16 protein-coding genes are annotated in these 15,491 nt (G+C 59.6%); 8 read left to right on the forward strand and 8 right to left on the reverse strand.

Annotation, left to right across the window (positions count from 1 at the left end):
- Positions 1-256 precede the first annotated feature (256 nt).
- From dmpG to HD598_RS08375, 6 genes are all read right to left on the reverse strand, one after another.
- The gene (dmpG, locus tag HD598_RS08350; RefSeq protein ID WP_183665133.1) at positions 257-1,318 is read right to left on the reverse strand and encodes a 4-hydroxy-2-oxovalerate aldolase; all 1,062 of its coding nucleotides are present in this window, start codon (positions 1,316-1,318) and stop codon (positions 257-259) included.
- Positions 1,318-2,298, reverse strand: a complete 981-nt coding sequence (locus tag HD598_RS08355) for an acetaldehyde dehydrogenase (acetylating) (RefSeq protein ID WP_183665135.1) — start codon at positions 2,296-2,298, stop codon at positions 1,318-1,320. The genes dmpG and HD598_RS08355 overlap by 1 nt, the downstream gene beginning before the upstream one ends.
- 8 nt (positions 2,299-2,306) lie before the next feature.
- Positions 2,307-3,152 carry a 2-keto-4-pentenoate hydratase gene (locus HD598_RS08360; protein ID WP_084637201.1) on the reverse strand — a complete coding sequence of 282 codons (846 nt, stop codon included), beginning with the start codon at positions 3,150-3,152 and terminating at the stop codon, positions 2,307-2,309.
- Entirely contained in the window at positions 3,152-4,093 is a 942-nt protein-coding gene (locus HD598_RS08365) for a 3-carboxyethylcatechol 2,3-dioxygenase (RefSeq protein ID WP_183665137.1), read from the reverse strand. The genes HD598_RS08360 and HD598_RS08365 overlap by 1 nt, the downstream gene beginning before the upstream one ends.
- An 86-nt stretch (positions 4,094-4,179) precedes the next feature.
- Positions 4,180-4,629: a PaaI family thioesterase gene (locus tag HD598_RS13775; RefSeq protein WP_183665139.1), complete on the reverse strand. Its 450-nt coding sequence runs from the start codon at positions 4,627-4,629 to the stop codon at positions 4,180-4,182.
- A 108-nt stretch (positions 4,630-4,737) separates the two neighbouring features.
- A complete protein-coding gene (locus HD598_RS08375) occupies positions 4,738-6,165 on the reverse strand; it encodes an MFS transporter (RefSeq protein ID WP_183665141.1) in 1,428 nt (475 codons plus the stop codon).
- A gap of 247 nt (positions 6,166-6,412) precedes the next feature.
- Here HD598_RS08375 and HD598_RS08380 point away from each other — a divergent pair, with 247 nt between their 5' ends.
- Genes HD598_RS08380 through HD598_RS08410 form a run of 7 tightly spaced genes read left to right on the forward strand, consistent with a single transcriptional unit; the run spans position 6,413 to position 12,997 of the window.
- Entirely contained in the window at positions 6,413-7,780 is a 1,368-nt protein-coding gene (locus HD598_RS08380; protein WP_183665143.1) for an aromatic ring-hydroxylating dioxygenase subunit alpha, read from the forward strand.
- 14 nt (positions 7,781-7,794) lie between these two features.
- Positions 7,795-8,142 (forward strand): bifunctional 3-phenylpropionate/cinnamic acid dioxygenase ferredoxin subunit, encoded by a 348-nt coding sequence (locus tag HD598_RS08385; RefSeq protein WP_183665145.1) that lies wholly within the window; start codon positions 7,795-7,797, stop codon positions 8,140-8,142.
- A gap of 51 nt (positions 8,143-8,193) precedes the next feature.
- Positions 8,194-9,411, forward strand: coding sequence for an NAD(P)/FAD-dependent oxidoreductase (locus tag HD598_RS08390; RefSeq protein ID WP_183665147.1), 1,218 nt, complete (start codon positions 8,194-8,196; stop codon positions 9,409-9,411).
- 7 nt (positions 9,412-9,418) lie between these two features.
- Positions 9,419-9,970: an aromatic-ring-hydroxylating dioxygenase subunit beta gene (locus tag HD598_RS08395; protein ID WP_183665149.1), complete on the forward strand. Its 552-nt coding sequence runs from the start codon at positions 9,419-9,421 to the stop codon at positions 9,968-9,970.
- 33 nt (positions 9,971-10,003) lie between these two features.
- Positions 10,004-10,897 (forward strand): 3-(cis-5,6-dihydroxycyclohexa-1,3-dien-1-yl)propanoate dehydrogenase, encoded by an 894-nt coding sequence (gene hcaB, locus HD598_RS08400; RefSeq protein ID WP_183665151.1) that lies wholly within the window; start codon positions 10,004-10,006, stop codon positions 10,895-10,897.
- On the forward strand, positions 10,894-12,483 hold the full coding sequence (locus HD598_RS08405) for an acyl-CoA synthetase (RefSeq protein ID WP_183665153.1): 1,590 nt from the start codon (positions 10,894-10,896) through the stop codon (positions 12,481-12,483). The genes hcaB and HD598_RS08405 overlap by 4 nt, the downstream gene beginning before the upstream one ends.
- Position 12,484: 1 nt before the next feature.
- On the forward strand, positions 12,485-12,997 hold the full coding sequence (locus HD598_RS08410) for a hypothetical protein (RefSeq protein ID WP_183665155.1): 513 nt from the start codon (positions 12,485-12,487) through the stop codon (positions 12,995-12,997).
- A 25-nt stretch (positions 12,998-13,022) separates the two neighbouring features.
- On the opposite strand, the gene HD598_RS08415 is transcribed toward HD598_RS08410, so the two are convergent.
- A complete protein-coding gene (locus HD598_RS08415) occupies positions 13,023-13,802 on the reverse strand; it encodes an IclR family transcriptional regulator (protein WP_260170521.1) in 780 nt (259 codons plus the stop codon).
- Between the two features lie 85 nt (positions 13,803-13,887).
- Entirely contained in the window at positions 13,888-14,355 is a 468-nt protein-coding gene (locus HD598_RS08420; protein WP_071894617.1) for a PaaI family thioesterase, read from the reverse strand.
- A gap of 158 nt (positions 14,356-14,513) precedes the next feature.
- Between HD598_RS08420 and HD598_RS08425 the strand changes: the two genes are divergently transcribed.
- Positions 14,514-15,482, forward strand: a complete 969-nt coding sequence (locus HD598_RS08425; protein ID WP_183665157.1) for a zinc-binding dehydrogenase — start codon at positions 14,514-14,516, stop codon at positions 15,480-15,482.
- Positions 15,483-15,491: the final 9 nt, after the last annotated feature.

Genomic DNA, 15,491 nt, shown 5'->3' on the forward strand with positions numbered 1-15,491 from the left:
GTGATCCGAGTTTTCCCTGCACTGAGCCGAGCCGATTCTCGCTGACCTTTGACCCAACATGACTTTTCCGCGCCGTGAAACGATCGGCGGCGACGGAACCGCTCTTTGAGAACTTAAAAGTGATCAGAGAAAAGCGGTGTCCACATTGCGTGAATGTGGACACCGCAGGTGGCTATGCGCCTGAGACTCTGTGCGCTCGGCCGCTAGATCTGTGATCAGCAATCAGCGATCAGCTAGGAGTGCAAGAGCTTGAGCCTTAGCTGCGACCGTGACCTTCAGCGACAAGCTGCAGCGCGACGTCAACGATCATGTCTTCCTGACCACCGACGTACCCAGCCTTGCCGACTTCCTCGAGGATCTTGTAAGCAGGAACGCCGTAACGGTCAGCTGCGCGCTCAGCGTGGATCAAGAAGGACGAGTAAACGCCAGCGTAACCCTGCATGATGGACGCGCGGTCCATGACCGGCATACGCGTGATGAACGGCTTGACGATGTCTTCAGCAGCAGCCATGAGGCCCTGCACATCGACGCCAGTCTTGATCTCCAAACGATCAAACGCTGCGGCCAGAACTTCGGTTGGAGAGTTTCCGGCACCCGCGCCCAAAGCAACGAGAGTTCCGTCGATCTGCTTTGCGCCGGCACGAACAGCGAAGACCGAGTTTGCAACACCGAAGCTCATGTTCTGGTGACCGTGGAAACCAACCTGAGCGTCGACGCCGAGCTCTGCCACCAGAGCAGAAACACGATCTGAGACATCATCAAGAATGAGCGCTCCTGCAGAGTCCACCACGTACACGCACTGGCAACCGGCATCGGCCATGATGCGGGCCTGCTTCGCGAGCTCTTCCGGGCTGACGCGGTGGGAGAGCATCAAGAAGCCAACGGTTTCCATGCCGAGCTTGCGCGCGTGCTGGAAGTGCTGGATCGAGATGTCCGCCTCGGTGCAGTGGGTAGCGATACGGGCGACCTTTGCACCGGCATCGAACGCCTGGTTCAAGTCATGGATAGTTCCAAGGCCGGGGAGAAGAAGAACAGCGATCTTCGACTGCTTGGCTTCGTCCACGGCTGCCTTGATGAGATCGAGCTCTGGCGTCAGCGAGAAGCCGTAGTTGAACGAAGAACCGCCGAGTCCGTCACCGTGGGTGACTTCAATGACCTCCACACGGGAATCATCGAGCGCGCGAACAACATCTCGAACGTGACGCTCGGTGAACTTGTGGCTCATAGCGTGGGAGCCATCGCGCAACGTGGTGTCAGTGAGGCGAACGTCGAAGGTCGTTGGCAACGGTGCGTTCGTGGTCTCTGGAGATGCAGTCATTAGGCACCAACCTTCGGGGAATCAGTAGCGGAGGTATCAGCGGATGCGGACGAATTGTGTGCTGCTGCGGTGGCATCCATGCGTTCGGCCAACAAGTCAGCGGTACGAGTGGCTGCCGCAGTGATGATGTCGAGGTTGCCTGCGTAATCAGGGAGGTAGTCGGCTGCGCCGGCGACCTGAACCCAAATGCCAACGCGACCGTTACCGCCCCAGTCCTCACGGGCTACGTCGAACTGTGGCTCCATGCGGAGGCCGTAGCCCGGAACGTAATCCTGAATCTTCGCGGTTGCTTCATCGATCGCCGCGCGGATCTTGTCCTGAAGCTCGCCTGGCTCGGCAGCTTCGGCGGGGATCATGCAGTAGATGGTGTTGCGCATCATCATGGGTGGTTCCACCGGATTGATGATGATGATGGCCTTGCCCTTCTTGGCGCCGCCGACCTTCTCAAGAGCCTTTGCGGTGGTCTCGGTGAACTCATCCACGTTCGCACGAGTTCCAGGACCGGCAGACTTCGAAGCAATCGAAGCAACGATCTCGGCGTACTCAACCGGAACCACAGAGGACACAGCGGCGACGATCGGCGTCGTTGCCTGACCAGCGCAGGTGATCATGTTGACGTTCATGACGTCCTCGAGCGAATCAAGGTTCACGACGGGAGCCAAGTACGGGCCAACAGCGGCCGGGGTGAGGTCGATGGCATGAATGCCGGCTTCCTTGTACTTGGGAGCGTTGAACTCGTGAGCCTTCGCCGAGGTGCACTCGAACACGAAGTCCGGTAGCTCCTCTTGCTTGAGCAACCAGTCCACGCCTTCGGCAGAGGTGGTGAGGCCAAGTCGAGCGGCGCGAGCCAAGCCATCAGACTTGGGGTCGACGCCAATCATGTACTTGACTTCAATGTTCTTCGAACGGCGCATGAGCTTGAACATCAAGTCCGTGCCAATGTTTCCGGATCCAACGATCGCGGCAGTTTTCTTAGCCATATTTCTTCCTAGACAAACTTGATGGTGAGGGAGCCGAGATCACCGAAATCGGCGGTTGCGGACTCTCCGGCGACAACAGGTGCGGCACCGCAGAACGAGCCGGGGAGGATGAGCTGACCGGCCCCGAGAGCAACGCCCTCGTTGCCGAGAGTGTTGGCAAGCCACACCAAGGGAGCGATCGGATCGCCCATGACGGCTTCGCCAGTGCCGGAACCCTTGACTTCGCCGTTGATCAACAGCGATGCCTGGATATCAGCCAATTCAGCAGGGGTCACGTCGAGAGGCGTGGAGCCCACGGCAATGGCGCCGCACGATGCGTTATCCGCAACGGTGTCAACGAGCTTGATGTCCCAGTTCTTGATGCGGGAATCGATGATCTCGATGGCTGCGTACACAGCCTCGATCGCTTCGAGTGCCTCTTCGCGAGTGACGTTCGGGCCGCGGAGTTCGCTCTTCAAAACAAAGCCAAACTCAGGCTCAACCTTGGGAGAGATGAACTGTTCCGTCGCGATCTCAGCGTCTGGACCATAGACCATGTCCTTGAAGAAGTAGCCAAAGTCGGGTTCGTCGACACCAAGCTGCTGCTGCATAGCAAGGGAAGTCAGACCCACCTTGCGGCCGGCAAGAACGCGGCCGGTGCTTTGCTGCTTGTGGAGCTGGTACTCCTGGATGGCGTAGGCCTCGGCCAAGGACATGTTCGGGATCTGATCGCGAAGTGGATCGATCGCTTCCTTGGTCTCATACGCGGACAGCAATTCTTCGCCGAAACGAACGATGACGCGCTGGTGCGCGGCCGCCTGATCGGACGTGGAATCTGCCCAGCCGGCCGCTGGAACTTCGTTATTGAGAGTCATTACTTGAGCACCGCCGTCGTTACGCCAAATCCTGCAATGTATTCCTTGATGGGCTTGTAGAACTCGTACGTGATCTCGTACTCGCCGCACGCACGCAAAGCGGAGTACGCGGCAACCCAAGTGCGAACTTCGTGGGAGGAGTGGCCGGCAACAGCGTCCATTTCCTCGGCGACGAGCGAATCGAAACGCTCAACATCGTTAGAGCGGCACATGTCGAGGAACGCCAAGTCCCATTCAGGGTTCAGGTCCATGATGTCCGCTTCACCGCGAGCAAACGCCTTTGCGGTGTCGATGGTGCGCTGCTGACGAGCGGCACGAGCCTCGGGGGTTGGCTTGCGCCCTTCCACCAAGAACTTCTTCTGCTCGTCGGTGGCCTCGTTGAAGCGTGGAACCGGTGGATCGTGGGAGAGTCCGCCGGAGCCGATGAAGAGCACCTTCTTGTCCGAATTCTTGAAGAACTCGCCAATGCCGGCGCCGAGCTTACGAACTCGGGAAACCTTCGTGAATGGCTGAGCCACCGAGTTGATGAAGACGGGGATCATGGGCTTCGCTGCTGCGTCGCCGTGGTAGATCACTTCCATCGGCTGAACTGCGCCGTGGTCGACTTCCATCTTCCGGGAGATAGCGACGTCCATGTCCTGAGTGACGAGGAACTTCGCGAGCTCTTCAGCGATTTCGGTGGGAACGTTGAGTTCGCCGTCGAAAGAGTCGTAGTCGCCGGTTCCGTGCGCGTTGTAAGCGATGCAGAACGGAGGCATGAGGTCCTGGAAGAAACCGTTGTAGTGGTCGGGCCCAAAATTGATGACCAGATCCGGGTCAAAGTCCTTGACGAACTTGCGAACCGCTTCAAAGGATTCCTCGACGGCAGCTTTGACGTCGGCTGGGGGATCTGTGTGCTCCAAGAGCGGGCTGTGCGACATACACACGAGTGCCTGAGGCATGGTGTACTCCTTCGTTGGATGAATGCTTGTTCTATTTCACTCCACCGTGAGCCGAGTCTCTAGGACTCGTGCCAACGGGCGGAACACTATTTGCCGAGCGTTCTATCTTTGATGACGTACGTGAAGGTCGAATGCACCAGTTCTTTACCGTCGGCGTCCGCAACGGACACTTCGGCGACGGCCACGGAACCGCCGCCGCGCAAGATGCGGGCGGTAGCAACGGCCGGTGATGCCTTGGAATTGCTCATGAAGTTCAGGTTGGACTGCACGGCCAGCGGGAATCCGCCACGATCCGCGTACGTCATCATCGCGAGGAACGTGCCCGTGATGTCAGCAGCGCCAAACAGGGAAGCGGCGGAGAACATGCCGTTGGCCTGAGCCATTGGTTCTGTCAGCGGCAAGGTCATCGAAATGGAATCCTCGGTCACGTCATGCGGCTGAAGGCCCAACGTCACTGCAATGTCATCGAACCCGCGCCGGGCCTCAAACTTCTCAACGAGCGCTTTGAACTCTTCAACAGTTTGTGGGTGAGCCACGATTGCCTCTCTTTAGTTGGATTTTTAAGCCGGGATGAAAAGGACGACGACGCAGCCCTCTTTCGTAAGCTACGCCGTCGTCCTCAAGAATTCAGTTTTTGGAAATTTTTAGTAGCCCTGAACTACCGCGTCATCCACAATTTCGGTGTCGCGGGATTCCTTGCGCACCGCAGGATTGCGGTACGTCTCCTTCGAGAGCGCGATGGCCGTCGTGGAGATGACCAGGAGCACGACGAAGTAGACGCCGATGAGCCACAGGGTTCCGTTGCCCGCAGGAACCAACCACTGACCTACCAGAGGAGCGACGCCGGCACCCAAGATCGAGGAGACCTGGAAGGTGATGGAAACGCCCGTGTAGCGGGTCTCGGGGGAGAACTTCTCGGCGAGGAATGCGCCGATCGGGCCGTACTGGGAGGCCTGGATGATCGGGTTACCAATGATGAACGCGAGAGCGATCAGCCAGTAGTTGTTGGAGTGGAAGAGCGCGATCATTGGCCAGACCAAGAGAGCGCCCACCACGGCACCGGACATCATGACCTTCTTGCGTCCGTACTTGTCAGACAAGTGAGCGAAGAACGGGATCGTGAAGATGTGGAGGAAGGATGAGAACGTCAAGAGGTAGAGCAGGATATCCGAGCGCAAGGCTGGAGCTTCGCCCGAAACTGCAGCGATCTTTTCCGAGGTCGAGGCCAAGTACTTGACCATGAACGATGCCAAGAAGCCCTGCATGAACAATGCGGCAACACCGGCGAAGCAGCCCAAGAGGACTTCCTTCGGGTGTTCCTTGAAGAGTTTGACGAGTGGAACGCCGGTGTGGACGTCGCCGCGAGCACGAGCAGCTTCGAACTCTGGGGACTCAGTGACGCGCCACCGCAGGTAGAGCGCGATTGCGACCACGACGACCGAGAGCAAGAACGGCATACGCCAACCCCACGCAGCGAACTGGTCGGCTGGAAGGGACATGAAGAGGCCGAGCACGAGAGTGGACAACACGGCGCCGGCAGGACCACCAGTGACGGCCATCGAAGCGCCGATGCCGCGGGACTTGCCCTTGGAGTGCTCCATGGCCATGAGCGTTGCGCCGGCCCATTCGCCACCCACGGCGATGCCCTGGATCACGCGGAGGATGGTCAGTGCAATACCTGCGAAAGCGGGGCCGAGGTTTGTCGGCATGAGGCCGATTGCGAAGGAGACGACGCCCATGATGAGCATCGTAATGAAGAGCATGTTCTTGCGGCCGATCTTGTCACCGAAGTGGCCGAAGAGGATGCCGCCGAGTGGACGGGCAAGGTAGCCCGCAAGAAGTGTGGCGAAGGCCAGCGTCGTTGCGAGGCCCTGGTCCATGCCGTTGAAGAGGATTTTCGGGAAGACCAAGCCGGCTGCCGAGGTGTAGAGGAGGAAGTCGTAGTACTCGACCGTCGAGCCAAGAAAGCTGGAAATGACGGCGCGCTTACGTTCCTTTTCGGTACGAGGGCGGATTGCTGGAGGATTCGGATCCTCGGCCGGGGCGACGTTGCCCGTGGTGTGCTGTTCCATTGGTTCTCCAAAGGTGTGTGCGTGGGGAATGCTCCATTGATAGTGAGGTAGGTCTCTGGGGAACCCAAGTAAGTGTGCCACTCTGTGGAACGCGTCACACCGAGTGTTGATTTGAATGGAACGATAAGGCTGGCACTTGACAAGGTGCCGGTTTTTATGGTTCGGAACACAATGTGGCGTGTTGTGGCTCACGGTAGTTGGATGGAGGTCAACGCAGTACCTGCACCACTCAAGCGAAGGATCAACGATGACCGCTGAAGACATGACGTCTGCCAAGGCGAATGACTCCATTGGTGCTTTGCGCCGCAATCTTGATGCCGGATCCGGCGCGGCGAAGCCACGCAATATTGATGTGAGCCCGCTGATCGACTCCGACGGTGGCTTGATTGACCGTTCGATCTATACGGATCGGGAGATCTACGCTCAAGAAATGCGTCGCGTCTTCGCTCGCAGCTGGTTGTTCTTGGCACACGAAACCCAGTTCAAGAAGCCAGGCGACTTCTTCACCACGTTCATGGGCGAAGATCCGGTGATCGTGTCCATGGATAAAGAGAAGAAGATCCGCGTCTACTTGAACTCCTGCCGTCACCGCGGCGTGCGCTTGTGCCGTGCTGATGCCGGCGCCACCAAGATGTTCACCTGCACGTACCACGGCTGGTCCTTTGACTTGGCTGGTGCACTGCAGAGCGTTCCGAACGAGACCGCGTACCCAGACACCTTTAAGAAGGAAAACTGGTCCCTCATCGAGGTGCCGCGCGTTGAAACGTACAAGGGACTCATCTTCGGCAACTGGGACAAGAACGCCGATTCGCTCGAGGACAACCTCGGGGACATGAAGTACTACATGGACGCCATGCTGGATCGCGACCCTGAAGGCACTGAAGTGGTGGGCGGCGTGATGAAGTGGGAGCTCGAAGGAAACTGGAAGCTCGCCGCTGAGCAGTTCGCCACGGACTGGTATCACGTGAACATGTCTCACGCGTCCGCGCTCATGGTGCTCTCCCCAACGGGTAAGGGACCCAAAGCGGACATTGCTGCCACTCCGGGTCGCCAGCACGGTTCCGAAAACGGTCACGGCGCTGGATTCCCGACGCACCCGAAGTCCCGCTTCGACGCCAAGATGGTCCACGACTACTACGACTACGACTTCTTGCGCGAACGTCTCGGCGACGATGCCGTTGAGGGTCCTATGACAACCGGTCACGCAACGGTCTTCCCCAACTTCTCCTACTTGCCGGTCAACGGTTCGATTCGCGTATGGCACCCCAAGGGTCCCGACAAGATCGAAGTGTGGGCGTGGATCCTGGTGGATAAGTCCATGCCGCAAGACGTGAAAGATGCGCAGCGTCTCTACAATCTGCGCACCTTCGGACCGTCCGGCATCTTCGAAGCTGACGACGGAGAGAACTGGTCTGAGATTCAGGCGATCTCCGGTGGCTTCGTCACGAACTCGGTGCCGCTGAACTTCCAAATGGGTATTGGCTCGGAACGCGAAGACGGCACATACCCAGGTCAGACCAGCGAGCTGTACTCTGATGCGGCGGGACGTGCTTTCTACCGGCACTGGGCCAAGGTTATGAACACTCCCGCATGGCACGAGACGAACGAAGGCTAAGGAGCCCCATCATCATGAGCGAAGCAATCAACATCGGATCTGTCGACGACATCGACGAGGGTGAAGCGAAGGTCATCTCTGCTGCGGAAGCAGGCACGGAAGACGACATCGCCGTGTTCCACGCCGAGGACGGCAACTTCTACGCCCTCAACGACGAATGCACGCACGAAACCGCTTCCCTGGCCGACGGTTGGATTGAAGGCACCGAGGTGGAATGCCCCGTGCACTCCGCCAAGTTCTGCCTCAAGAGCGGCGAAGCCATGTGCATGCCCGCCACCATCGCAGCCCGTACCCACAAGGTTGAGGTTGTTGACGGTGACGTGCTCTTGTACCCGAACGTTCCGGTGGCCGAACAGGCATAACGCCTCAGCGCTCCACCACTTCCACCCCGTATCTATAGAGGACTCAGCACTATGACTTCGCCACAATCAGTCGCGATTGTTGGCGGCGGCATGGGCGGTTTTTCCACCGCTCACGAACTCCGTCACCGCGGTTACGAAGGTCCCATCACCATCCTCGATCCGTTCGGCGCCCCGTATGATCGTCCGCCGCTCTCCAAGGATTACTTCCTGCAAGAGCGTTCGGCCGAAGACATCCAGCTCATCAAGAGCGAGTGGTACGCCGAGCACAACGTCACGGTTCTCGCCGAGAAGGTGGTGTCGATCCACCCGAACGAGGGTGTGGTGGTGACCGAGGCTGATACCAAGGTTCCCGGCGAAGTCATAGTGCTGGCCACGGGAGGTGTGGCCCGCAAGCTCCACATCCCGGGCAACGATCTCGATACTGTTCTGCAGCTTCGCACGAAGGAAGACGCAGACAAGCTCCGCGAAGCCATCGCGGGCGGAAAGCGCCTCACCATCATCGGCGCCGGACTTATCGGTGCCGAGGTCGCTTCGAGCGCGCTCAAGCACGGAGCCTCCGTTACGCTGATCGATCCTTCGGAAACTCCGCTGGTTCCAGCCGTCGGCGAAACCCTCGCGAAGCGGCTCCACGCGATGCACACCGAAAAGGGTGTAACGGTGGTCCGGGGCATCCCCACCGAAATTTTCGTTGACCAGGACGGGACGAACGTCCGTACCGAGGACGGCGAAACGTACGCGGGCGACGTCGTACTGGTAGGAATCGGCATCATCCCGCTCACGGATCTCGCGGAAGACGCGGGCCTTGAGGAAGATAACGGCACGCTCGTGGACGAAGCCCAACGCACCACGCACCCGAACGTGTATGCGGTAGGGGACTCGTCCCGTACCCGTTTGCGTGACGGCACGCTTTTGCGCCGCGCGGAGCACTGGGAGCACGCCATGAACACGGGAAAGACGGCTGCGGCGGCGATTTTAGGTCAGGATCTGCCCGTGCACTCGGCGCCATGGTTCTGGTCTGATCGCCACGGCGTGCACGTTGAAGGCGTCGGCGCCATGTGGACGGAGCACGGCGAGACCGTGATTCGCGAAGTCGACGGCGTGCCCGTCGCGGCATTCCGCCTCAACGAAAACGGCGAACTCGTGGGCTGCGCAGCGATCGATGATGCGCTCGCGGTCCGCGCCGCACGCCGCATTATCGACCGCAAAATCACCGTGGACCCCGCGCAGCTCGCGGATCCCACCTTCAACCTCAAGAAACTGGCGAAGTAGGTGCATCATGACTGAAACAGCTGAAAACGTGGGCGCATATGCGGAACGGTTAGCCGACGCAGAGCTCACCCACCGCGTCTCCCAGTTCTACTTCCACGAAGCCGAGCTTCTGGACGACGGCCGCTTCGCGGACTGGTTGGACTGCTTCGACGATGACCTCTTCTATTGGGCGCCGCTGCGCACCAACCGACTGCGCCGCCAAGCCGCCCTCAGCGTCGGCGTGCCTGGCGAAGCCGCCTACTTCGACGAGACCAAAGAGTCCCTCGCATGGCGCATCCGCCGGTACGACTCCGGCATGGCCTGGGCCGAGGATCCACCATCGCGCACCCGTCATCTCGTCACCAACGTGATGGTCCGCCACACGGGCGAAAATCAGCTCACGGTCCGCAGTGCGTTCTTGGTCTACCGCAACCGTCTCCAGACGGAAACGGACATCTACGCGGGCGGCCGGATCGATACCCTACGGGTTGCCGAGGACGGCACTTTCAAGGTGTTCAAGCGCGAAATCTACTTCGACGCCAACGTCCTTCAAGCGAAGAACCTCTCCACGTTCTTCTAAACCACTTCACCCTAATTTCGTTGGAAGGTCACCATGAGTGAGTCCGCCGCGGCCCCACACCGCACTATTGAGGACGACGCCGCAGCTCAAGACCGCGGTTGGCTATCCGGAGACGTTGCCTTCATTACCGGAGGCGGCTCCGGCATTGGCTTGGCTGTTGCTCGCCGCTTCGTTGCGGAGGGCGCTTCCGTAGTCATTTTTGGCCGCGATCTGGACAAGCTGAACAAGGTCGTTTCAGAGAGCGACGTGCCCGAGCGCATGTTCGCGGTGTCCGGTGACGTCCGCAATCCGGAGGATCTGCACCGCGCGGTCACGGCAACGGTTGATCGCTTCGGCAAGCTGGACATCGTGGTGCCGAACGCCGGAATTTGGGACTTTAACCGTTCGGTGACTCGCTTGAACGGCGAGGAGCTGTCCGCGACTTTTGATGAGTTGTTCGGCATCAACGTCAAGGGGTACTTGCTGACGGTGGAGGCAACGTGGCGCGAGCTCGTGAAGACGCGCGGCTCAATTGTCATGACGCTGTCCAATGCGTCCTTTTATACGGCTGGCGGCGGACCGGTTTATACGGCGAGCAAGTTTGCGTGCCGCGGACTCGTGAACCAATTCGCGTACGAACTGGCGCCGAAAGTTCGCGTCAACGGCGTGGCCGTGGGCGGCATGAACACTGATCTTCGCGGACCGGAATCTATTGGGTTGAAGGAACGTTCGATCGCAGCGAGCTTCGCACGATCCGAGGTCACGGGGGATAACCCGCTGATCCCGTTGCATGACGCTTCGGTGGACCCGAACGACTTCACCGGTTCTTACGTGTTGCTGGCGTCCCGCCGTAACTCGGGCAACATCACGGGCAACATCATCAACGCAGACGGAGGCATTGGCGTGCGTGGCTTTGGTGAGCGTGCAGCAGGAGGAGACGAGCTATGACTCGCATCAATATCAGTGCCGTTGCAGGTATTCAGCGGCAGGTCCAGTTCTTTCCGAACAATGAGGTGCTGGTTTACGGCGACCGTACCTGGAACTATCGCGAACTCAACGAAGAGGTCAGCGCGCTCACCCGCAGCCTCGTAGCGCACGGCATTCAGCGTGGCGACCGCGTGGCGTACCTAGGCCTGAACTCGGTGACGTTTATTGAGACGATGCTGGCCGCGTGGTGGATCGGCGCGATCTTTGAGCCGCTCAACTTCCGCCTTGCACCCCGCGAAGTCGAGGGACTTTTGGGGCAGTCGGATCCCAAGGTGCTGATCGTGGAGCAGTGTCACGTTGACGTGGTCAACCAGGTGATCGAGCAGAACGAGTACGACTTCTCTAAGACCACACTGGTGCTCGTGGATAACGACCCCGAGGTGCCCCCCGTTGAAGGCGCGGCCACGCAGGCGTACCAGCTGCTTAGGAATCTCGTAGCGCAGGGAGCGGAGGCTGAGCTTCCGGAACCTGTTGAGCAGTTCGACGACGACCTAGCGATCCTCATGTTTACCTCCGGAACCACGGGCAAGCCTAAGGGCGTTCAGCTGACCCACGGCAACGTGTGGTGGAACTCCGTGAACGTGGATTCTCTCGTGGACACTCGCCGCGGGGATACTAACCTTGCCGTCGCGCCCATGTTTCATATTGGCGGCTTGAACGCCTTGACCATCCGCTCTTTGGTGCGCGGTGGCCGCACGATTATCCGACGCAGCTTTGACCCCCGTCAGGTCCTTGCTGACATTGAGAAGTTTGGTGTGGAGCAAGCGTTCTTGGTTCCAGCCATGCTCTCGGCGATGCAACAGACGGCCGACTTTGAGACCGCCAACATTGGTAGCTTGCGCGCGCTCATCTGCGCAGGCGCCCCAGTTCCGCCGATCCTCATCTCGCAGTACGAGCACAAGGGCGTTCCCGTTCAGCAGGCTTGGGGCCTCACGGAAACCGCGCCGTTCGCCACGTACCTGCCTACCGAGCTGACGTACGCGAAGCCCGGATCCTGTGGTCTGCCCATGCCGTATTGCGAGGTCAAGATCGTGGACCCGGCTACCGGTGAAGAGGTTCAGAACCCTGGCGATACGGGCGAAATGTGGGTCAAGGGACCTAACGTCACGAGCGGTTACTGGAACAACCCGCAGGCTACCGAGGCCGCGTTCTTCGACGGCTGGTTCCGTTCGGGAGACATCGGCTACCGTGACGAAGCCGGCTACCTGTTCATCGTGGACCGCTTGAAGGACATGATCATCACTGGCGGCGAGAACGTTTACCCGGCCGAGGTGGAGCGCGCGCTCATGGAATACCCGGGCGTGGTTGACGTCGCCGTGGTGGGCCGCTCGGATCCCAAGTGGGGCGAGAGCGTCGTGGCCGTCATGAGCTTCAAGACCGCGGAAGCGCCGAGCATTGAAGAGATTCGAGCCTTCGCTGACCAATACTTGGCGCGTTACAAGTTGCCCAAGGAACTCGTCATTGCCACGAGTGTTCCGCGCAATGGCTCCGGCAAGCTGGACAAGGTGGCGGTTCGCCAACTGATCGCTGAAGAAGGGGATCGTTGAGATGTCGCAGGTCGATGAGCAAAGCAGCGCACATGACAATGGACATAGCGACGGGCATGCCGACGAAGTAGATCTTCTCGCGTGGCCCGCAGCCTTGGGCGAGGCCTGGTCTCTGACGGAGACGGCCCCCGCCGAAGGGTTCGTGCAAGCGTTCAACGTGACCGAAAACGGTGAGGACCGTGGCACGGTGAACGTGGCGTCTGCGGCTCGTCACCCGGTGGGGGATTCCTATCCTTCCGGCACGCGTGACCGGTACCTGGAACCATCAGAGCATGCAGTCGCCGGTGCTATTCAGCTCGTGTCTGAGCACATCATGAAGAGCGATCCTCATTGCCGCCGACTGGTGCTGGCCACGGACGAAGGCGACGTGGAGCAGATCGCGCGCGGCGAAGCCGCGGGATATCGGTACGTGGTGGACGTTGATCTGAAGGATCGGTCTGTCTCGCTCCTGGCGGCGGAGCCTGCTTGGGTGCTCGAAGAGTCCCGAAATATCGACGACGTTCCGGGGACCTAATACCAGAATGCCGAGAACCGCGGGTCTACGGATTCCGTGGAGCAACTGCCGCTGCAGCGCGTGCGGCCGCAAAGCACACCTTGCGTAGCAACGACGCTTGAGACTCCGGCACAAACTTGCCCACTGGCCCGGACACGGAGAGCGCGGCCACCGGCTTGTTGTTGCTGCCGAAGACCGGCGCAGCAATGCAGTTCAAGCCCACCATGATCTCTTCGCGGTCAAAGGCGAGGTTGGTCTGCCGAGCTTTCTCGAGCTCGGTGCGCAACACGGCAGGATCCGTGATGGTGTGAGGCGTCCACCGAATCAGTTCGCTGTTCAACACTTCTTCGGTCGCGGCGTGGTCGTACGCCAAGAGCATTTTTCCCACACCCGTGCAGTGTGCTGGCGCGCGGCCACCAATGCGAGACGGGCTGCGGACCTGAATGTGTCCGTAGAGCTTGTTGAGGTAAATGACGTTGGAACCGTCAAGGACCGCGAGGTGCACGGTCTGCTTCGTGAGCTCGTACAAGTCAGCAAGGAAGGGCGTGAGGGCGTCGCGCATGCGTCCGTGCCACGCGGTTTCTTGAGTGGCGCCAAGATCTTGGATCATCTTGCCCAGGCGATAGTTGTTGCCTGCGCGTTCCACGGCGCCGTTGTTTTGGAGCAGGCTCAAGAGCCTGAAAGCGGTGGACTTGGACAGGTCTGCCCGGCGCGCCAACTCGCTCACACCCACGCCAATGAGCGCATCTTCGCCGAAGGCATTGAGCAGAGCCATAGCTTTGTCAACGGCCGTACGGGCATCCCGGGTTGATGAACGAGGGGGCAATGTCTACGACCTCCAAAGGTAGACGACACCGGCTACATTGCCGGTGAATGACCTATCTATTCTACCGAAGCAAGGTCATTCAGCCTTAGCGAGAAGCATCACGTTGCTCCGGGGTGGTGTACGCAGACTTCTGCGCAATGATGGCCAGCGTGCACCGTGAGATGCACACGAGCTTCCCGTCTTCGTTCGTGATGCGGATGTCCCAAATCTGCGTGGTGCGTCCAAGGTTCACGGCCGTCGCCTCGCCCCGCAGCCACTGGCCGGAGACTCCTGGTCGTACGTGGTTTGCGTTGATCTCCAGACCCACGGCGTGGAATTTCTCACGATCAATTGAGAGGAACCCCGCCCACGAGGCAAGGGTTTCCGCGAAAGCCACGGACGCTCCACCATGGACAACTCCAGCCGGTTGAGTGGTGCGGTGATCAACCGGCATGCGCCCAATGAGGGAGTTATCGGTCTTCTCAAGAATCTCGATGCCAAGGTTCTCGTTGAGCGCTCCGCGCCCGTTATTGTTCAGTTCCTCGACAGGAACCTCGCCTACCCAAATGCTCATGCGGTTTTCTCTCTTCCTCGAGAAGGTACGTGGGGCTCTGGACCCAAGCTAGCGTCGTCTTAATCAAAAATCTAGAAATCATTCCGTCAGGCGGCACGCGCTCTCGCTCCGAGCGGGCAGCGTTGGTGTGATGGGGTAAACACTTTTAAGGAGATTTCATGCGTGCCGCCGTTGCCATTGCTCAGAACTTACAGGATCCGTTGTCTTGCCTTCAGGTGAAAGACGTTCCGGATCCGGACCAACAACTGGGGTGGACCACGGTGCAGGTGAAGGCGTCGAGCCTTAATATGCATGACCTGTGGACGTTGCGCGGAGTGGGACATGACCCCAAAAACATTCCCATCATTCTGGGGTGTGACGTCGCCGGCGTGACCGAGGACGGCCGTGAAGTGGTGGTGTATCCAGTAATCGCTGATCCCGACGCCGGATTTGGCGACGAGACGTTGGATCCCAACCGCAATTTGCTGTCTGAATCGCACGACGGCGGCTTCGCGGAGTACATCTCCGTTCCTGCTCGGTGTGTGTTGGATAAGCCCGCGCACTTGAGTTTCGAAGAGGCCGCGTGCTTGCCCGTCGCGTGGTCCACCGCCTACCGCATGCTGTTCACGCAGGGACAAGTCCAAGCCGGAGATCGAGTGTTGGTCCAAGGGGCGTCCGGTGGCGTGGCCTCAGCCGCAATTCAGCTCGCGAGTGCCGCGGGAGCGCGAGTATTCGCCACCAGCCGCACCGCTGAAAAGCGCGAACTGGCCCTGTCCCTCGGCGCAACCGAAGCGTTTGAGAGCGGTGCCCGCTTGCCGGAGCGAGTCGACGTCGTCATTGAAACCGTGGGCGAAGCAACCTGGGCGCATTCGCTGCGTTGCTTGCGGCCCGGCGGCGCAATTGTTATCGCCGGCACCACGAGCGGAACTAGCCCCGAGGCGGATCTTGGACGTATCTTCTACAACCAGCTGCGCGTGCTGGGCTCTACGGGTAGCACCCGCACGGAGTTTGCCCGCATGTTGCGCGTTGTGGAGCAAATGAAATTGCGCCCCACGATTGATCGCGTGTTGCCGCTCGAGCGCATTCACGAAGGATTTCAGGTCATGGAAAAGGGCGAATCTTCCGGAAAGATCGTCATTACTCTGTAGCGTGTTAGG

It is taken from the genome of Neomicrococcus aestuarii, from assembly GCF_014201135.1.
Classification (GTDB): domain Bacteria; phylum Actinomycetota; class Actinomycetes; order Actinomycetales; family Micrococcaceae; genus Neomicrococcus; species Neomicrococcus aestuarii.